The following is a 22,322-nucleotide window of genomic DNA, read 5'->3' on the forward strand; positions in this document are numbered from 1 at the left end:
CTATTGCTCCGGCCTCCGCATGGGCCTCAGCTTCGGTCGCGTCGGCTGCGCGGCGGATGCGTCGATGTGTTCGCTGAGACCGACGACAGTGGGGGCTTTGAACAGGGCGCGGATGGCGAGTTCGACGCCAAGGACGGTCCGGATACGGCTCACCAGCCGGGTGGCGAGGAGCGAATGCCCACCCAGCGTGAAGAAGTCGTCGTCGATGCCCACTTCGGGAATCCCGAGGACTTCGGCGAACAGCCCGCACAGCGTCTCTTCGCGCGGTGTGCGCGGGGCACGCCGCGAGGCGGACGCGACGTGGTTCGGGGCGGGCAGGGCGTTCCGGTCGAGCTTTCCGTTGGGCGTCAGCGGCAGTCGTTCGAGCACGACGAGCGCCGAGGGCACCATGTAGTCGGGGAGCCGGTCCTTGGCCAGGCTCTGCACTTCGGCGGTGTCCAGGCCCGCTTCCGTGTCGGCCGTGTCGGCCGGTACGAGGTAGCCGATGAGGCGTTTGTCGCCGGGTTGGTCTTCGCGTACGAGGACGGCGGCTTGGGTGACCGTGTCATGACTGGTCAGGACGGCTTCGATTTCGCCGGGTTCGATGCGGAAGCCGCGTATCTTGACTTGGGTGTCCGTGCGGCCGAGGTGTTCGAGTGTGCCCTCGGTGTTCCAGCGTGCGAGGTCACCGGTGCGATACATGCGCGTGCCGGGCAGGCCGAACGGGTCGGGGACGAAACGTTCGGCGGTGAGGGCGGGCCGGTTCAGGTATCCGCGGGCGAGTTGTGCGCCGGCGATGTAAAGCTCGCCAGGGGTTCCGGTGGGGGTGGGGCGCAGAGCATCGTCCAGGACGTAGGTGCGGGTGTTCCACATGGGGCGGCCGATGGGGATGGTTCCGGTGGCCTGTGTGCCGGTGATGGGTGTGGTGATGGGGTGGTCGGTGGCGCCGACGGTGGTTTCGGTGGGGCCGTAGTGGTTGATGACGGGGATGTTGGGGTGGCGGGTGTGCCAGGTGTGGAGCGCTTCGGCGGGGAGAGGTTCGCCGCCGATGATGAGGCGACCGGATGGCCGGTGAGCGGAGTCTTCGAGTAGGGGGAGGTGGCTGGGGGTGATCTTGATCAGGCTGACGGGTTCGTTGTGGGGGTGTGCGGATGTGGGGGTGGAGTCCCAGGGGGCGATGCGGACCCGGCCGCCGCTGATCAGGGTGCCGTAGAGCACGGTGATACCGATATCGAAGGACACCGAGGCGTGGGCGACTGTTGTGCCGGAGAGTTCGGGGTAGGCCTCGGGGCAGCGGGCCAGGTAGTTCACCAGGGACTGGTGGGAGATGACCACGCCTTTGGGCCGGCCGGTGGAGCCGGAGGTGTAGATGGCATACACCGGATGGCCGGCCAGCAGCGCTCCCGCGCGGTCGGCATCGGCCACGTCCGTGGCGGGCTGCCCGGCGATCCGCGCAGCCGTCTCAGCAGCATCCACCACCACACACAGACCAGGCCGGCCGTCCGGGGTGGGCAGGGTGGTGGCGGTTGCGGTGTCGGTGACCAGGAGCAGCGGATCCGCGTCCCGCAGCATGTAGCTGATCCGCTCCGCGGGCAGCTCCGGATCCACCGGCACATACCCCGCCCCCGACTTCATCACCGCCAGCAACGCCACCACCAGATGGACCGAACGGGGCAGCGCCACCCCCACCAGCCGCTCCGGCCCGGCCCCCCGACCGATCAGATACCGCGCCAGCCGATTCGCCCGAGCGTTCAGCCCGGCGTACGTCAGCTCCTGGCCCTCGAAGACCACCGCGACCGTATCCGGGGTCCGCGCCACCTGCGCCTCGAACAACTCCGGCACCACCACATCCGGCACCGCATGCGCCGTGTCATTCCAGTCGACCAGCACCCGCCGCCGCTCAGCCTCACCCAACACATCAACCCGCCCCACCGGCACATCCGGATCAGCCGCAACCGCCTCCAACACCCGCACAAAACGAGCAGCCAACGCCTCAACAGTGACCTGGTCGAACAGATCGCCGCGGTAGTCGAACCGGAACTGGAGTTGGCGGCCGGGAACTACTGCCAGGGTGAGCGGGTAGTGGTTGCCGCTCCTGATTTCTTCCTTCGTGAACTGGAGCTCTCCCGGGCCGTCAGCGTCAGAAAGGCTGACGGGATAGTTCTCGAAGACGATGACCGTATCGAAGAGTTCGCCGATTCCCACCGCCTTCTGGATGTCGGCAAGCCCAAGGTGCTGATGGGCCAACAGCTCGGTCTGTTCCTGCTGCACGCGCGTCAGCAATGCGCTGATCGGTTCGCTGGGCCGCAGGGTAACGCGGACGGGGAGGGTGTTGATGAAGAGGCCGACCATGGTTTCGATGTGGGGGATGTGTGGGGGTCGGCCGTTGGTGGTGGCGCCGAAGGTGATGTCGTGTTGTGCGGTGGTGTGGTTGAGGAGGATGGCCCAGGCGGTTTGGATGAGGGTGTTGAGGGTGGTGTTGTGGTGGCGTGCGGTGGTGGTGAGTTGGTGGGTGGTGTGGGTGGTGAGGTGGTGGGTGTGGTGTTGGGGTGGTTGGGGGGTGCGGGTGGGGTCGTGGGGGGTGAGTCGGGTGGGTTGTTGGAGGTTGTGGAGGGTGTGGCGCCAGGTGTTTTCGGCGGTGGTGCGGTCTTGGGTGGTGATCCAGGTGAGGTAGTCGCGGTAGGGGGTGGTCGGGGGCAGTCCGGCTGCGGTCTCGTGGCCTTGGTGGGTGTAGAGGGTGAACAGTTCTTGCATGAGGACGGGGAGGGACCAGCCGTCGAGGAGGATGTGGTGGTTGGTGAAGATGAGGCGGTAGTGGTGGTGGGCGAGGTGGATGAGGGTGAAGCGGATGAGTGGTGGCTGGTCGAGGTCGAAGCGGCGGGCTTGGTCCTCTTCCAGCCAGGTGGCGAGTGAGGCTTGCTGTGTGTCGGGGTTGAGGTGGGTCCAGTCGAGTTCTTGCCAGGGGAGGTGGGTTTGGGTGGGGATGATTTGGATGGGGTGGGTGAGGTTTTCGTGGTGGAAGCCGGCGCGGAGGTTGGGGTGGCGTGTGAGGAGGGTGGTGAGGGAGGTTTTGAGGGTGGGGATGTTGAGGGGGCCGGTGATGCGGAAGGTTTGCTGGGAGGTGTAGGGGTCGTGGCCGTGGGTGTCGTAGAGGGTGTGGAAGAGGAGGCCTTCTTGGAGGGGTGCGAGGGGCCAGATGTCGGTGGTGTGGGGGTGGGTGGTTTCGAGGTGGTCGATGTCGGCTTGGGTGAGGTGGAGGAGGGGGAGGTCTGAGGGGGTGCGGCCGCCGGTGTGGGGGAGGGTGGCGTGTGCGGTGAGGGCGGTGAGGGCTTGGTGGTAGGTGTCGGCGAGTTTTTGGATGTCGGTGTGGGTGAGGAGGGTGTCGGGCCAGGTGAGGGTGGTGGTGAGGGTGGGGCCGTGGGGGGTGTCCTGGGTGAGGGTGTTGATGGTGAGGGTGTGGGTGAGGGGCATGTCGGGGTCGGGGCCGGAGCCTGCTGTGGTGGCGTGGGCGGCTGGTGTCCAGTTGGTGGGGCCTCCGGTGGGGAGGCGGCCGAGGTAGTTGAAGCCGATCTGTGGGGTGGCCAGGTGGGTGAGGTGGGGTTTGGTGGTGGGGTTGAGGTAGCGCAGGAGTCCGTAGCCGATCCCGTTGTTGGGGGTGGCGCGGAGTTGTTCTTTGATGCGTTTGAGGATGCGTCCGAGGTCGGCTCCGCCGGCCCAGGCCTGGGCCTGGTTGAAGATGCCTGGATCCAGTCGGACGGGGTGGTGGGAGGTGAACCAGCCGATGGTGTTGGACAGTTGGGCGCCTTCTACGGTGTTTTCGTGGCGTCCGTGGGATTCCAGGTCGACCAGCAGGCCTTGTCCGGTGTGCTGGCCGCGGTCGGTGCGCCATTTGGTCATGGCCAGGGTGAGTGCGGTGAGGAGGATGTCGTTGATGCCGGCGTGGAAGAGGGCGGGGAGGTGGGTGAGGAGTGGTTCGGTGTGTTCGCAGGGCAGGGTGATGGTCAGTCGGCGGGCGTGGGCTGCGGTGTCGCGGGTGGGGTCCAGGGGGCGGGTGCCCAGGAGCGGGTCGGTGGTTTTCCCCACGTTCTGCCACCAGGGGAGTTCTTTCTCCCATTGGGTGTTCTGGGCTGTTTGGGCGAGTCCTGTGGCCCATTGCCGGAAGGAGGTTTCTGCGGGCTGGAGGGCGGGGGTGGTGTGGGTGGTGGCTGCTTCCCAGGCGGTTTGGAGGTCGGGGAGCAGGATCCGCCAGGACACCCCGTCGATTACGAGGTGATGGACCACGATCAGCAGCCGGCCCGGGGTCTGGGGGCCGGTGTCGAACCATACGGCCTGGAGCATGAGTCCGGAGGTGGGTGCGAGCCGTTCCCGGGCGGCGTGGGCTTCTTCGGTGATGGTGTTGCTCAGGTCATCGTCGGTCAGGCCGGTGGTGTCCACGCGTCGCACGCATTGTGTGGCGTGGATGTGGCCGGCGGGCGGGATCTGGAGTTCCCATGTGGTGGTGTCGCTTGGGGTGGTGAGGCGGGCGCGGAGTGCGTCGTGATGGTCGAGTACCGTCTGTATTGCGGTGGTGAGGTGTTCCATGCCCAGCCCGGGGGGTGCCTGGAGGAGGACTCCCTGGCTGAAGCGGTCCACCCGGCCGCCCAGCTCATACAACCGATGCATCACCGGCGTCAGTACAACGCTGCCCACTCCACTGTCCGGCGTGCCGCTCCCGGCGTGTGGGCCCGTGTCGTTGAGGCCGGGTTCTGTGGCGATCCGGGCGAGGGCTTCGACGGTCTTGCGTTCGAACACGTCCCGGGGTGTGAAGACCAGACCGGCTGCCCGGGCGCGGGCGACCAGCTGGATCGACACGATGCTGTCACCGCCCAGATCGAAGAAACCGTCATCGATCCCGACTCTGGGCACCCCCAGAACCTCAGCGAACAGCTTGCACAACACCTCTTCCCGCCCCGTCCGCGCCACCCGCCCGCCAACAGCCACGGCATAACCGGGAACAGGCAAAGCCCCCCGGTCCAGCTTCCCATTCGCCGTCAACGGCAGCCGGTCCAGCACAACGAGCGCCGAAGGCACCATGTAATCCGGAAGCCGATCCCCGACGGCATGCAACACCCTGTCAGCATCGACACCCACCCCCACATCAGCGGGCACCACATAACCCACCAACCGCCTCTCACCAGGCCGATCCTCACGCACCACAACAGCCGCCTGAACCACCCCCACAACCCCCACCAGAACAGCCTCAACCTCACCCGGCTCAATACGAAAACCACGCACCTTGACCTGCGCATCAGAACGACCGAGGTGCTCAAGCGTGCCGTCGGTGTTCCAGCGTGCGAGATCACCGGTGCGGTACATCCGCGTGCCAGGCGGGCCGAACGGGTCAGGGACGAAACGTTCACCGGTAAGCGCAGGCCGGTGGAGATATCCACGGGCCAGACCCGAGCCCGCGATGTAAAGCTCCCCCGCCACCCCCACGGGTACAGGACGCAAGGCATGGTCCAGGACGTAGGTGCGGGTGTTGTCCATGGGCCGGCCGATGGGTACTGAGGTGCCGGGTGGGGTGGTGGGGGTCATGAGGTGTTGGGTGGCGCACAGGGTGATTTCCGTGGGTCCGTACAGGGACCTGACCCTGATCTGCGGGCAGGCTTGGAGGACGCGTTGGACGGCGGTGGGGGAGACCACGTCACCGCCGGTCAGTACCTCCTGGACCTGGCCGAAACACCCGGGATCCTCTTCCGCGATCACCCGGAACAACCCCGCCGTCACATGCACCGCACTCACCCGGCCACCCGCCACCAGCCCACGCAACACCTGAGCATCAACCGGCTCGTTGGGAGCCACGACAATCCGGCCGCCGGAGAGCAGGGGAACCCAGATCTCGTAATCAGACGCGTCGAAGGCATGGGGGGCGTGCATCAGCACCCGCTCATGCACACCATCCGCACCACCCGCCCAGGAGGTGTCCAGGGCCAGTTCCACCACGCCCCGGTGGGGTACGGCCACGCCCTTCGGCTCGCCGGTGGAGCCCGAGGTGTACATCACATAGGCGAGCTGCAGCGGATGCCTGCCACCCACGACCACGTTGCTGTCGTCGGTGTCGTCAGCGGTCAGGACCTCGCCGGTCACCTCGACCACACGCGCATCACCGGCGAACCCGCCCGCCTGTGCGGCCCGGTCGGTGAGCAGCACCCCGGCGCCGCAGTCACGCATGACCGAACACAGCCGCTCCACCGGATAGCCCTCATGCAACGGAACATAAAACCCGCCCGCCTTCACCACAGCCAGCAGAACGGCTATCAGGTCAGCGGAACGCTCCATCCACACCGCCACCGCATCCCCCGGCCCCACCCCCAACCCCACCAGATACCGCGCCAGCCGATTCGCCCGCGCGTTCAGCCCGGCGTACGTCAGCTCCTGGCCCTCGAAGACCACCGCGACCGTATCCGGGGTCCGCGCCACCTGCGCCTCGAACAACTCCGGCAGCACCGCATCCGGCATCCGACGCCCGGTGTCATTCCACCCGGACAGCACCTGCTGCCGCTCGGCCTCCCCCAACACATCAATCCGCCCCACCGGCACATCCAGATCAGCGGCCATCGCCTCCAACACCCGCACCAGACGACCAGCCAGCACCTCCACCCACTCACGCTCAAACAAACCAGGCTGATAATCCAGCCGTAGTTCCAACCCTCGGCCGGGAACGACCATAAGGCTGACTGGATAGTGAGTGGCATCGCGCACGGAGATATCCGCGACCTGAACTCCTTCATCCAGCGCCGCGGACGCCGCGGATTCCACTGGATAGTTCTCGAATACAACGACCGTGTCGAACAGCTCCTCATGGCCGCTCGCACGCTGAATTCGAGACAACCCCAGATGTTGGTGGTCCATAAGGCGGGACTGCTGATCCTGCACCTGTGTCAGCAACTCGCTCAACGGCTGGGAGGAGTCGAGACGTATGCGTACAGGCAGCGTGTTGATGAACAGGCCGACCATCTTTTCGACGCTCGGGATCTCCGGCGGCCGGCCGGCGACCGTGACACCGAAGACCAGGTCATCGCGCCCGGTCAGCCGGCTCAACAAAATAGCCCAGGAACCTTGGATCAGGGTATTCAGCGTAAGGTCATGAGCGCGTGCGGTGGCGCTGAGCTTGTCGGCCAGTTCTTGCGAAACCGCATGCGTCAGCCGATCGGGAGCGGCAGCGGCCTGCTTCTTCCCCGTAATATCGATACGGGTGGGCCCGTCCAGATCGGCCAGCGCTTCCCGCCAAGCCGCCTCCGCAGCCTCGGTGTCCTGCCTGGCTATCCATGCCAGATAATCCCGATAAGATGGCACGAATGGCAGCTGTGAATCGTCGCCGCGACACTTGTAGAGCGTGAACAGCTCACGGAAGAGAACAGCATTGGACCACCCATCCAACAAGATGTGATGGTTCGACCAGATGAGGCAGTGATCGTCCTCGCGCATACGGACCAGCGTGCAACGCAGCAGCGGAGCCTTGCTCAGATCAAATCCCTGAGCACGGTCTTCCTCTGCGATCCGGGCCCGTTCGGCCTCGCGTTCGGCTGATCCAAGGCGTTCCAGATCAACTTCACGCCAGGGCAATTCAACATCACCCATCACCATCTGGACGGGCTTCCCTGACTTACGGTAGCGAAAGCGGACCCGCAAACTCGCATGTCGCGCGAGCATCGCCTCTGCCGCGAGCCTGAGCGCACTGGTGTCCAGCTTCCCCGCCAGCCGGATGACAACTTGAACGGCGTAGGTGTCAGCCGCCCCATTGTCGTACAGGGAGTGGAAGTACAGCCCTTCCTGCAGAGGCGACAACGGCAGGAGATCTTCGATCTTCGAACGCTTCACAGCAGACCTTCCGTTCCGTCTTCCATCTCAGCAAGCTCGAACTCGTCGATCTCGTCCTGACTCAGGTCGAGCAGTCCCACATCGGACGGGGTAAGCCCTCCGGCGTCCGGCTGTGCCGCACGGTCCGCGATCACTTCGAGAACTTCAAGGAAAGAATCCGCCAGCTCCTGAACCCGTTCTTCGGTGAACACGCTGGTCGGCCACGACCACGTCACCATCAGCTGCGGCCCGTCATAGGTGTCTTGAACCACCGCATCGACGATAAGGCTGTGACTCATCGGCATATCTGGATCCGCTCCAGCCCCTGCCTTGCTCCCGGGAACGAGAGTCCAATTCGCCGCCGTCTGCGGATCGTTCTCCCCGGTGACAGCTACTCTGCCCAGATAGTTGAAGAGGACTTGGGCACTTCCCTTTTTCCTCAAATCCGAGTTCCCCTGCGGATGGAGATAGCGCAACAGCCCGTATCCCATACCGTTGTGTGGCACAGCCCGCAGCTGCTCCTTGACGCTCTTCAGTGCGCCATCGACAGCGGACCCATGCAGGCCGCCACTCCCCCGGGTCTCCACGGAGATACGAACGGGGAACGTACTCGTGAACCACCCAACCGTGCGTGACAGGTCGATCCCGTCCACAAGGTGTTCGCGACCATGTCCTTCGAGCTCGACAAGCAGATCCGTACCACCGCCGGCCCCGGTTCCATCCCTCCAGCCATCCATGGAGAGCGCGAGAGCGGTCAGCAGCACATCGTCGATGCCACAGCGGAACAGCGTGGGGATATGAGTAAGGAGAGAAGCCGTCCGCTCCACTGGCAGGGCGAACGTCAGGTCTCCCGCCGTCGCCCAGGTGTCCTTGCCCGGTTCCAGCGCCCGCGTACCCAGCAGGGGATCCGGGGCATCGAGGATCTTCTCCCATAGCGGCAGCTCCACAAGGTGCTCGCCCGCCCGCGCGACCAGCTTGGTGGCCCAGTGGCGGAACGAGGTGCCCACCGGCTGGAGGACAGGGTCGGCCCCGGCCGTGGCCGCCTCCCAGGCAGCGCGGAGGTCGGGCAACAGGATTCGCCAGGACACCCCGTCGACCACCAGGTGGTGCGCTACCACCAGCAGCCGTCCCGGTGTGTCAGGGCCGAAGTCAAACCAGACCGCCTGAACCATCGTCCCTGACCTGGGTGAAAGCCGCTCTCGCGCGGCTTCCGCCTCGGCCCCGATCATCTTTCTCAGAGCGTCTTCGGCCAGACCGGCCACGTCCACACACCGCACGCACTCCGCCGCACGCACCCCACCGACAGCGGAGATCTCGAGCTCCCATTCCCCGTCCCTGTCGATCAGTTGGGCACGGAGCGCATGATGGTGATCCAGGATCGCCTGCATCGCCACAACCAGTTCCTCCAGACCCAGCCGCTCGGGAACCTGGAGCAACACCCCCTGACTGAAGCGGTCGATGGAGCCACCGCGCCCACGCAGCTGATGCATGACCGGTGTCAGGGCCACAGCGCCGAAAGGGCTGTCGCCCTTCGTGTCCGCAACGGCGGCGTCGGCATCGGTGGCGACCAGCGCCAAAGCCTCCACGGTCTTTCGCTCGAACACGTCCCGCGGGGTGATGACCAGGCCGGCTGCCCGTGCCCGGGCGACCAGCTGGATCGACACGATGCTGTCGCCCCCCAGGTCGAAGAAGCTGTCATCGACGCCGACCTTGGGAACGCCGAGGACTTCGGCGAACAACCCGCACAGCAGCTCTTCCCTGGGCGTCCGCGCGGCCCGTCCCGAAGCCGACGCGCCATAGTCCGGAGCGGGCAGGGCCTTCCGATCCAGCTTCCCGTTCGGGGTCAGTGGCAAGCGGTCGAGCACCACCAACACCGACGGCACCATGTACTCCGGCAACCGATCCCTGACCAGGTCAAGCACCTGGGCCGTGTCGACCACCGTTCCCCCGCCCACAGGCACGGCATAGCCGACCAGGCGCCTCTCGCCGGGCCGGTCCTCCCGTACCACGGCAGCGGCCTGGGCGACGGCGTCATGCGCCACCAGGACGCTCTCCACCTCACCCAGCTCGATACGGAAACCACGCACCTTCACCTGGCCATCCGCACGCCCCAGGAACTCCAGCGCCCCATCCGGGCGCCACCGGACCACGTCCCCGGTCCGATACATCCGCGCCCCGGCCTCACCGAACGGATCCGCCACAAACCGCTCGGCTGTCAGACCCGGCCGTCCCAAATAGCCTCGCGCCACTTGCGCGCCGGCGACATAGAGCTCGCCGGAAGCCCCGACCGGGACCGGTGAGAGCCCGGCGTCCAGTACATACAGGCGCGTGTTCCACACCGGACGGCCGATGGGCACCGAGGCGTCGTCGCTCTCTCGGCACTCCCAGTAGGTCACATCCACAGTGGCCTCGGTGGGCCCGTACAGGTTGTGCAAGCGCGAGTTCAGGGTGCGGAGGGCCTTGTTCCGTAGCTCTGCGGGAAGTGCTTCCCCACTACACACAACGTTCCGCAAGCTGGCGCACGTAGACGCAGCCGGTTCCTGGATGAACTCGCGCAGCATCGAAGGAACGAAATGCGCCGTGGTGACCCCGGCATCGCGGATCAGTGCGGCAAGCTCAGCAGGATCCCGGTGGACACCGGGTGAAGCGACGACCGACACCGCTCCCGCGATCAGCGGGAGGAAGTACTCCCAGACCGAGACATCGAACCCGGACGGTGTCTTCTGCAACACCCGATCACCGGCAGCCAGACGATATTCCGTCTTCATCCACAGCAACCGGTTCACCACGCCGCGGTGCGGCACTGCCACGCCCTTGGGGTGGCCGGTGGAGCCGGAGGTGTAGATGACGTAAGCGGGATGCTGCGACAGCAGGCCGGCGATGCGGTCGGTGTCGCTGACGTCGGTGTCGGGGTGCGCGGTGATGGCCGTGCGGGTGTCGGCCGTGTCCAGTTCTATGCGAGGGAGATCGTCGGCTGGAGCAAGGGCGGGGGAGGTGGTGGTGTCGGTGATCAGGAGCGCGGGGGCCGCGTCCTGGAGCATGTAGTGGATGCGGTCGGCGGGGTAGTCGGGGTCGATGGGCAGATAGCCGGCGCCCGCTTTGAGGATGGCCAGCAGTGTCACGACAAGTTCGGCCGAGCGCGGCAGCGCCACCGCCACCAGCCGCTCCGGCCCGGCGCCCCGCCCGATCAGGTACCGCGCCAGCCGGTTGACCCGGGCGTTCAGGTCGCCATACGTCAGATCCTGTCCTTCGAAGACGACCGCGACCGCGTCGGGGGTGCGCTTGACCTGGGCCTCGAAGAGCTCGGGCAGCAGGGCATCCGGGAGCGGGTGTGCGGTGTCGTTCCAGAGGGTGAGGACCTGCTGCCGCTCAGTGTCACCGAGCACATCGATCCGGCTGACCGGCAGATCCGGATCCGCGGTGACCGACTCCAGAACCCGCACCAGCCGAGCAGCCAACGCCTCCATGGTCGTGGCGTGGAAGAGGTCTGTGCGGTAGTCGAGGTGTCCGGTGAGCCCGTTGGGGGTGCCGTCCGCCGTACGGGATTCCCTGAGGTTGAAGGCCAGGTCGAATTTGGCGGTGGTGCCGCCCAATGGCTGGCGGGTGACGTGGAGGCCGGGGAGGTCGAGGTTGGGTTGGGTGTTGTTTTGGAGGGTGAGCATGATTTGGAAGAGGGGGTGGTGTGTCAGGGAGCGTTGTGGGTTGAGGATTTCGACGAGGCGTTCGAAGGGGGTGTCTTGGTGTGTGTAGGCGGTGAGGTTTGTTTCTCGTGTGCGTTGGATGAGTTCGCGGTAGGTGGGGTTGTTGCTGGTGTCGGTGCGTAGGACGAGGGTGTTGACGAAGAAGCCGATGAGGTTGTCGAGGGCGTCGTCGGTGCGTCCGGCGATGGGGGTGCCGATGGGGATGTCGTGGCCGGCGCCCATGCGGGTGAGGAGGACGGCGAGTGCGGCTTGGATGGTCATGAAGAGGCTTGCGCCGCTGTCGTGGGCGAGCGCGACGAGTTGGGTGTGTGTGGGGGCTGGGATGTGGAGGGTGACGCTGTTGCCGTGGTGTGAGGTGATGGCGGGGCGGGGGTGGTCGGTGGGTAGTTCGAGCTGTTCGGGTGTGCCGGCCAGGGTGGTGGTCCAGTAGTCCAGCTGGGTGGAGATCAGGCTGTTGGGGTCGTCTTCGCTGCCGAGGGTGTCCCGTTGCCACAGGGTGTAGTCGGCGTACTGTGCGGGCAGTGCGGGCCATTGGGGTGCCCGGTTGTTGGTGCGGGCCTGGTAGGCGGTGGACAGGTCGCGGGCGAAGGGGGTGAGGGACCAGCCGTCGGCGGCGATGTGATGGACCACGGCCAGCAGGACATGGTCCTGCGGCCCCAGCACGAACAGCCGTACCCGCAGTGGCAGGTCATGGGCGAGGTCGAACCCGGCGCGGGCGTGATGGGCCAGCGCGTCGGTGAGTTCTTCCTCGGTGATGGTTCCGGTCACGGCAAGGGGTGGCACTGCCGCATCGCCCTGGAGGATGTGCTGGTAAGGCCGGCCATCGGCCTGGGGGAAGAGGGTTCGCAGGCTCTCATGCCGACCGACCACGTCTGTCAGGGCCAGGCGCAGGGCGTCGATGTCCAGCCGGCCGCGCAGCCGTAGAGACAGGGGAATGTTGTAGGTGCCCGAGGGGCCTTCCAACTGGCCCAGGAACCACAGCCGGCGCTGCGCGAACGACAAAGGTACGGTCCCGGGCCGTGGCCTGCCGGTCAGTGGCTGCCGTACCAGGCTGGTTTCTTGGTCTGCTCGTGCGCTCAGGCCGGCGACGGTGGGGGCTTCGAAGAGGGCGCGGATGGTGAGTTCGACGTCCAGGGTGGTGCGGATACGGCTGATCAGGCGGGTGGCGAGGAGGGAGTGCCCGCCGAGCGCGAAGAAACTGTCGTCGATACCCACTTCCGCGACGCCCAGGACTTCGGCGAACAGGCCGCACAGAATCTCCTCGCGCGGTGTGCGGGGCGCGCGGCGGGTGACCGTGGTGGTGTAGTCGGGGGCGGGCAGAGCCTTGCGGTCCACCTTCCCGTTCGGCGTCAGAGGCAGCCGCTCCAGGACCACCAGCGCCGAGGGCACCATGTAATCCGGCAGCCGCTCCCTGGCCACCCCCAGCACCCGAACAACATCAACACCCACACCCCCACCCACACTTCGACTCGCGCCTGTGGGTACTACGTAGCCGATGAGGCGTTTGTCTCCGGGCCGGTCCTCCCGGACCTGTACCACCGCCTGGGCCACCGTTTCATGACCGGCCAGGACCGCTTCGATCTCACCGGGCTCGATACGGAAACCACGCACCTTCACCTGCGCGTCCGCACGCCCCAGGAACTCCAGCTGCCCGTCCGGCCGCCACCGCACCACATCCCCCGTCCGGTACATCCGCGACCCCGCAACCCCCGCGAACGGATCCGCCACAAACCGCTCACCCGTCAGACCCGCCCGCCCCCAATACCCCTGCGCCAGCCCCGCCCCCGCCACATACAACTCCCCCGCCACACCCACCGCCACCGCACGCAAACCCCCATCCAGTACATACACCCGCGTATTCCCCAACGGACGCCCGATCGGCGGCACCCCCACCCCCACCCCCACCCCGGACCCGCCACCCACCACCGGCACAACCCCACCAACACGCTCCTTCAACACGGCCACCGTCGACCAGACCGTCGTCTCCGTCGGCCCATAACAGTTCACCACCTCACCCCCCAGCTCACACATCCGCTCCGCCAGCCCCGGCGGCAGAGCCTCACCCCCCACCAGCATCCGCAAACCCCCCACACACCCCGGCACCTGCGACACCAACTCCTCCCACAACGACGGAGTGGCCTGCATCACCGACACACCCGCCGACTCCACCAACGCACCCAACGCAAACACATCCCGCACCACCCCCGACCCCGCCACCACCACACCAGCCCCACACACCAACGGCAAAAACAACTCCAACACCGCAATATCAAAAGCCACCGTCGTCACCGCCAACAAACGATCACCCCCACCCAACCCACAAAACCCACCCGCCACCCGCAGAAAATTCACCAGCCCACGATGCGGCACCACCACACCCTTCGGCCGCCCCGTCGACCCCGACGTATACACCACATACGCCGGATGATCACCCGAGACCACCCCCAACCGCTCACCACCCACCACATCCCCACCACCACAACCCGCCACCCCAGCCACCACATCCACCCCATCCACCACCACCAAATCAACACCCACCACCCCACCCAACACACCCGACCCCACCACCACCGAATCCGTCACCACCACCACCGGCCCCGCATCCCCCAACACAAACCCCACACGATCAGCCGGATAACCCGGATCCACCGGCACATACCCAGCCCCCGCCTTCAACACCGCCAACAACACCACCACCAAATCAACCCCACGCGACAACACCACCCCCACCAAACACCCCGGACCCACCCCACGCCCCACCAAATACCGCGCCAACCGATTCGCCCGCACATTCAACTCACCATAAGACAACACCTCACCCCCACACACCAACGCCACCGCACCCGGAGTCCGCACCACCTGCGCCTCAAACAACTCCGACACCACCACACCCGAAACCGGCCACCCCGTATCATTCCAATCAAACAACACCCGCCGCCGCTCAACCTCACCCAACACATCAACCCGACCGATGGGAATGTCGGGATTACTGGTGACCGTTTCCAGGACGCGGCTCAGCCGATTGCTAAGCCCCTCGACCGTGGCAAGGTCGAAGATATCGGTACGGTATTCGAGCTGCCCGATCAGCCCGCCAGGGGCGCCGTTCGCCGTGCGTTGTTCGCTGAGATTGACCGTGAGATCGAATTTGGCGGCGATACCGCCCAGCGGCTGATGGATGACGTCCAGCCCAGACAAGTCGAGGTCTGGTTGGGTGTTGTTCTGGAAGGAGAGCATCACCTGGAACAGGGGATGCCGGGCCGTCGAACGCTGCGGGTTGAGCACCTCCACCAGCCGCTCGAAAGGCACATCCTGATGCGCGAACGCCGCCAGGTCCGTCTCTCGCACCCGCTCCACCAGCTCACGGAACGTGGGATCCCCACTGACATCCGTACGCAGCACCAGCGTGTTGACGAAAAAGCCAATGAGATCGTCCAGGGCATCGTCGGTACGCCCCGCGATCGGCGTGCCGATGGGGATGTCACTGCCCGCGCCCATACGGGTGAGAAGGACGGCCAGGGCAGCCTGGACGGTCATGAACACACTCGCGCCGGTGCCATGGGCCAGGTCCACCAGTCGGCCATGCACCTCGGCCGACACCCGCACCGCCACACTGCCACCCTCATGCGACGCCACCGCCGGCCGAGGCCGGTCCACCGGCAGCTCCAGCTGCTCCGGCACACCCGCCAGAGCGGCCGTCCAGTAGGCCAGTTGCCGCGAGATCACGCTGTCCGGGTCATCCTCACTGCCCAGGACCTCCCGCTGCCACAAGGCGTAGTCCGCGTACTGCACCGGCAGCGCATGCCACTGCGGCGCCTGCCCGTGTTGCACGCGTGCCGTGTAGGCCGACGACAGATCGTGGGCGAAGGGTGCCAGCGACCATCCATCCGCAGCGATGTGATGCACCACGGCCAGCAGCACATACTCATCCGGCCTCAACACAAACAACCGCATGCGCACCGGTAGATCACTTGAGAGGTCGAACCCGGCGCCAACCTCCCTGGCCAGTGCCTCGGCCAGTTCCGCCTCAGTGGCCTCAATCACCACGAGCGACGGTACGGCCGTACCGTCTTCAACAATGTGCTGATGGGGCTGGCCGTCGGCCTCCGGAAAAATCGTCCGCAGGCTCTCATGCCGCCCGACCACATCCCCCAGAGCCAGGCGCAGCGCATCGACGTCCAGCTGTCCCCGCAGCCGGAGCGACAACGGAATGTTGTACGTGCCCGACAGCCCTTCCAGCTGGCCCAGGAACCACAGCCGACGCTGTGCGAACGACACCGGCACCACCCCGGGCCGCACCCTTGTGGTCAACGGCAGCCGTGCCAGCCCCTCATTCTGGTCCAGATGCGCGTTCAGACCAGCCACGGTCGGAGACTCGAAGAGAGCACGGATGCCCAACTCCACGCCCAGGGCACTGCGGATACGGCTGATCAGCCGAGTCGCGAGAAGCGAATGCCCACCCAGCGTGAAGAAGTTGTCGTCGATGCCGACTTCTGTGACTCGTAGGATTTCGGCGAAGAGTGTGGAGAGGGTTTGTTCGCGTGGTGTGCGTGGGGTTCGTCGGGTGGTGGGGGTTGTGTAGTGGGGGGTGGGGAGGGCTTTGTGGTCGAGTTTTCCGTTGGGTGTGAGGGGGAGGTGGTTGAGTGTGACGAGTGTGGTGGGGACCATGTAGTCGGGGAGTTGGTTCCGGAGTGTGCGGAGGACTTCTGTGGTGTTGATTCCTGTTTCGGGGTTGGTGGGTACTGTGTAGCCGGTGAGGCGTTTGTCGCCGGGTTGGTCTTCTCGTACGAGTACGACGGCTTGGGCGATGGTGTGGTGGGTGGTGAGTGCGGTTTCGATTTCGCTGGGTTCGATGCGGAAGCCGCGTATTTTGATTTGGGTGTCGGTGCGGCCGAGGTAGTGGAGTGTGCCGTCGGGGTTCCAGCGTGCGAGGTCGCCGGTGCGGTACATGCGGGTGCCGGGTGGGCCGTAGGGGTTGGGGATGAAGCGTTCGGCGGTGAGGGTGGGGCGGTTGAGGTATCCGCGGGCGAGTTGTGTGCCGGCGATGTAGAGCTCGCCGGGGGTTCCGGTGGGTGTGGGGCGCAGGGCGTCGTCGAGGATGTAGGTGTGGGTGTTCCACATGGGGCGGCCGATGGGGATGGTGCCGCTGGTGTGTGTGCCGCTGGTGGCGGTGCCTGTGGGTGTGGGTGGGGGGATGGGGTGGTCGGTGGCGCCGACGGTGGTTTCGGTGGGGCCGTAGTGGTTGATGACGGGGGTGTGGGGGTGGTTGGTCTGCCAGGTGTGGACGGCTTCGGTGGGGACTGCTTCGCCGCCGAGCATGAGTTGGCCGGTGGGTTCGAGGGGGGTGTTTTCGAGGAGGGGGAGGTGGCTGGGGGTGAGTTTCATGAAGGTGATTGGTGTGTCACCGGGCTGTTGGTCTGTGGCGGTGGTTGTGGGTGTGGTTGTGGGTGTGGTTGTGGGTGTGGTGGGGGTGAGGGTGGTGATGTGGACGCGTCCGCCGCAGATGAGGGCGCCGTAGAGGACGGTGACGCCGGCGTCGAAGGAGACGGAGGCGTGGAGGACGGTGGCTCCGGTGAGGGTGGGGTAGGCGTGGGGGCATCGGGCGGTGTAGTTGAGTAGGGCCTGGTGGGGGATGAGTACGCCTTTGGGGTGGCCGGTGGAGCCGGAGGTGTAGATCACGTAGGCGGGGTGCTGGGGCAGCAGTTCACCGGTGCGGTCGGTGTCGGTGACGTCCGCGTCGGGTTGTGCGGTGATTGCGGCAAGTGTGTCGGCTTCGTCGAGTTGGGTGTGGGGGAGGTGGTGGAGTGGGGGGAGGGTGGGGGAGGTGGTGGTGTCGGTGATCAGGAGTGTGGGGGTTGCGTCCTGGAGCATGTAGTGGATGCGGTCGGTGGGGTAGTCGGGGTCGATGGGGAGGTAGCCGGCGCCTGTTTTGAGGATGGCCAGCAGTGTCACGACCAGTTCGGCTGAGCGGGGCAGTGCTACTGCCACCAGCTGTTCCGGGCCGGCGGCGTGTCCGATCAGGTGCCGTGCGAGGCGGTTGGCCCGGGTGTTGAGGTCGGCGTATGACACCTTCTGGTTTTCGAAGACGACTGCGATGGCGTCGGGGGTGCGCTTGACCTGGGCTTCGAACAGCCCGGGCAGGAGGGTGTCGGGGAGGGGGTGTGTGGTGTCGTTCCACAGGGTGAGGAGTCGGTGCCGCTCGGCGGTGCCGAGGACGTCGATCCGGCTGACGGGCAGATCCGGATCCGTGGTGACCGACTCCAGCACCCGCACCAGCCGAGCAGCCAACGCCTCCATCGACACCGGGTCGAAGAGATCGGTGCGGTAGTCGACATGCCCGCTCAGCCCGTCGGGGGCGCCGTCCACCGTGCGGTGTTCACTGAGGTTGACCGTCAGATCGAACTTGACCGCCACCGCACCCAACGGCTGATCAGTGATGAGGAGGCCGGGCATGGTGAGGTCTGGTCGGGTGTTGTTCTGGAAGGAGAGCATCACCTGGAACAGGGGATGCCGGGCCATCGAGCGCTGCGGGTTGAGCACCTCCACCAGCCGCTCGAACGGCACATCCTGATGCGCGAACGCCGCCAGGTCCGTCTCCCGCACCCGCTCCACCAGCTCACGGAACGTGGGATCCCCACCGACATCCGTACGCAGCACCAGCGTATTGACGAAGAAACCGACCAGATCATCCAGAGCATCATCAGTACGCCCGGCCACCGCCGTACCGATCGGAACATCACAACCCGCACCCATACGCGCGAGAAGAACAGCCAGAGCAGCCTGCACCACCATGAACACACTCGCACCACTGCCATGCGCCAGCTCCACCAGCCCCCCATGCACCCCCGCCGGCACCCGCACCCCAACACTCGCACCCACATGCGACGCCACCGCCGGCCGCGGCCGGTCCACCGGCAACTCCAACTGCTCCGGCACACCCGCCAGAACACCCGACCAGTAACCCAACTGCCGCGAAATCACACTCCCCGGATCATCCTCACTCCCCAACACCTCCCGCTGCCACAACGTGTAATCCGCATACTGCACCCCCAACGGCTCCCACCCCGGAACCCCACCCCCCACACGCGCCGCATAAGCCACCGACAGATCCCGCGCCAACGGAGCCATCGACCACCCATCCGCCGCAATATGATGCACCACCACCAACAACACAAACTCATCCCCACCCAGCACAAACAACCGCACCCGCAACGGAAGCTCACACGACAGATCAAACCCAGCCCCCGCCACCCCCACCAACAACCCCGCAAGCTCCCCCTCACCCACCCCAGCCACCTCAACCACCTCAAACGAAGGCACCGCCACCCCAGCCCCCACAACCCGCTGAAAAGGCTGCCCATCAACCTGCGGAAACACCGTCCGCAAACTCTCATGCCGCCCCACCACATCACCCACCGCCAACCGCAACGCCCCCACATCCAACCGCCCCCGCAACCGCAACGACAACGGCACGTTATACGTACCCGACACCCCCTCCAACTGCCCCAAAAACCACAACCGACGCTGCGCAAAAGACACCGGCACCGCCTCCGGCCGCGCGCGCACCCCGAGCTTGGCCCGGGTGGTATTCCCGGCCGAGGCCTCAAAGTGCTCGACCAGGTCGGCCACGGTCGGGGCCTCGAACAAGGCACGGATACTGAGGTCGGTGTCCAGAGTGGTCCGGATGCGGCTGATCAACCGTGTCGCCAGCAGAGAGTGTCCGCCGAGCGCGAAGAAGCTGTCGTCGATGCCGACCTCGGCAACCCCCAGCACCTCCGCGAACAGGCTGCACAGAACCTCCTCCCTCGGTGTCCGCGGCCCCCGCCCGGATGTGGCTGCGGCATGGTCCGGAGCGGGCAGAGCCTTGCGGTCCAGTTTGCCGTTCGGCGTCAGCGGCAGGCGTTCCAACACCACCAAAGCGGACGGCACCATGTAATCCGGCAGCCGATCCCTGACGAACCCCAGCACCGCTGCCGTATCGGTCTGCACCCCACTGTCCGCGGGCGGCACCACGTATCCGACCAGACGCCTGTCGCCCGGCCGGTCTTCTCGCACCAGCACCGCTGCCTGCGCCACCGTGTCCTGTGCTGCCAGAACGGCTTCGATCTCGCCCAGCTCGATACGGAAACCGCGCACCTTGACCTGGGCGTCCGCACGCCCCAGGAACTCCAGCTGCCCGTCCGGCCGCCACCGCACCACATCCCCCGTCCGGTACATCCGCGACCCCACAGCCGCGCCGAACGGATCTGCCACAAACCGCTCCGCCGTCACGGCGGGCTGACTCACATACCCCCGTGCCAGCCCGGCCCCGGCCACATACAGCTCCCCCGCCACGCCCACCGGCACCGGTTGCAGTCCCGTATCCAGCACATACACGCTGAGGTCGGCTATCTGGCGGCCGATGACCCCCGCTTCTTCGGCTGGTGAGGTCGCGCTGAGCGGAGCGATGGTGACGTGAACCGTGGTCTCGGTGATGCCATACATGTTCACCAGGACAGGGCGCTCACCGGAATGATGCTGGTACCAGTCCGTCAGCCGCCGTGTATCGAGCGCTTCGCCGCCAAAGATGATGAAACGGGTGGCGGAGAACCAATCGTGGGACGGTTCCTCGGCCTCAGCCTCGACCTCGACCTCGGCCTGCATCAATTGGTAGAAAGCGGAAGGCGTCTGATTGAGGACCGTCACGCCTTCGTCGCGGATCAGCTTGAGCATCAGGTCCGGCGAGCGGCTTGCCGTGTAACCGACCACGACAAGGCGACCGCCGTGCAGGAGAGACCCCCATACCTCCCAGACGGAAAAGTCGAAGGCATATGAATGGAACATGGTCCAGACGTCCGTGGCCTGGAACTGAAACTGGTCTCTCGTGGCAGACAGCAGACGGACCACATTCTCGTGCGTGACCGCCACGCCCTTGGGCCGGCCCGTCGAGCCGGAGGTGTAGATGACATAGGCCGGGTGCCCGGGCAGCAGTGCCGTTGCCCTGTCCGCATTTGCCACATCGGTGTCCGGACAGCGCTCGACGGCCTTTACCACCTCGGCCTGGTCGAGCAGGACGAGCTGAGTCCGCCCAGGGGAATCCTGAGCGGTGTCCCGGTGCAGTCGGTCGGTGATGGTCGTGTGGGTGACCAGCAGGGCGGGCTCGGCGTCCTGGAGCATTCCGCGGATTCGGTCGGCCGGGTAATCAGGATCGACGGGCACATATCCCGCCCCTGACTTGAGCACCGCCAACAATGCCACCACCAGCTCGGCAGAGCGAGGCAGCGCTAAGGCCACGAGCCGCTCGGGCCCTGCACCTCGCGAGATCAGATACCGGGCCAGCCGATTGGCCCGCGCGTTGAGCTCCCCGTATGTCAGCTCCTGGCCTTCGAAGGCAACGGCCACAGCGTCCGGCGCACTCCGCACCTGTGCCTCGAAGAGCTCCGGCAGCGCCGCGTCCGGCTTCTGGTGTACCGGGTCGTTCCATCCGAAAAGGAGCTGCTGACGCTCGGCGGGGTCCAGGACGTCGGCATGTGCGATCGCGATGTCCGGCTCGGCGATCAAGTTCTTGAGAAGCCGGAGGAAGTTCTTTTGGAGGCGCTCCAGTTCGTCACGGCTGTACAGCGCGACGTTTCCGTCGAAGTCTATCGAGATACCGGAACCGTCATCCCCACCTCGCACGACGATGCAAAGATCACGCACAGGGCCGTTGGAGAGGTTGTGCGCGATGACCGGCCGGTCGGTGAAGTAGATGTCCTCATCGAAGGAAATGATGTTCGCGGATACATTCCAGAGGGGCTGGTCTCGACCGAGAGAGCGAAGCTCACGGACGAGCTCTTCCGACCTGTAGCGTTGCCGACGGAGAGATCCACGGACCTCGCGCGTCGACTGCTCGATCAGCGCCGCGAAAGTCATGTCGGGACGCAGGTTGAAGCGCAGGGCCAGGACGTCCGAGGTGGTGCCCGGAGTGATCCTTGAATTCGCGCTCTTGCGCCCCATCACGGGAAGTCCGAAGACAAGGTCCTGGCTCCCCGACAGCCGGTTCAGATACGTCGCGACGGCGGCGACGGTGACGACCGACCAGGTTGTTCGCGCGGCAAGGGCCACCGCCCGCAGGCGATCGGCTTCTACGGGGTTCAACTCGCCCGACGCGCGAATGAAATCTCCGCCCGCGCGGGCGTTGCCGGCGGCTGGGCTCACCGCGTCCGGATGGTCCGCAAATTTGTCGATCCAGTACTGTCGGTCGCTCGAGAACCTTTCGGAGGTGCGGTATTCGGACTGTTCTCGCAGAAGCAGATCGTAGGATCCGAGGGTCCCGGCGGAGTGGGGAACCCCCTTCCTCAAATCCTGGTATATCTCGGCAAGGCGGCGCTGGAATATGACGCCGCCGTAGGAGTCCATCACAATGTGATGGCTTCGCGCATACCAAAGGGTCAGGTCTTGAGAGACGGTGAACAGAGCGAATGTGTAGACCTGTCCGCTGCCCAGCGGTACCGGCTGGGCCAGATCATGGTTGATCCACTGCTCCGCCGCCGCTATCGGGTCCGGTTCCGCCGAGACGTCAATGATGGATACGTCCGGGTCCGAAGGGGCCTGGACGGTTTGCCAGACCTTGCCGTCATCCTCCTCGAATCGGACGTGAAGCACCTCCGCTTCGCTGAAAGCATGGCAGAAGGCCTCACAGAACAGGGCCAGGTCCAGTTCGCCATGGATTTCGACGAATTCACCGACGTTGTAGGAGCGACCGGTCGGATCCAGCTTGTGGCCAAACCAAATCCCCGACTGGGCCGTCGACAGTTCTCGACGCGTGTTCCGACCTTCAGGCATCGT

The 22,322-nt window shown here is 65.8% G+C and carries 2 protein-coding genes; both read right to left on the reverse strand.

Going from position 1 to position 22,322, the window contains the following annotated elements:
- Complete coding sequence (locus ACWY4P_RS06355) at positions 1-7,839, reverse strand: amino acid adenylation domain-containing protein (protein ID WP_456209146.1); 7,839 nt, start codon at positions 7,837-7,839, stop codon at positions 1-3.
- A complete protein-coding gene (locus ACWY4P_RS06360; RefSeq protein ID WP_456209147.1) occupies positions 7,836-22,319 on the reverse strand; it encodes a non-ribosomal peptide synthase/polyketide synthase in 14,484 nt (4,827 codons plus the stop codon). Before ACWY4P_RS06360 ends, ACWY4P_RS06355 begins: the two co-directional genes overlap by 4 nt.
- Positions 22,320-22,322: the final 3 nt, after the last annotated feature.

It is taken from the genome of Streptomyces sp. LZ34, assembly GCF_053890475.1.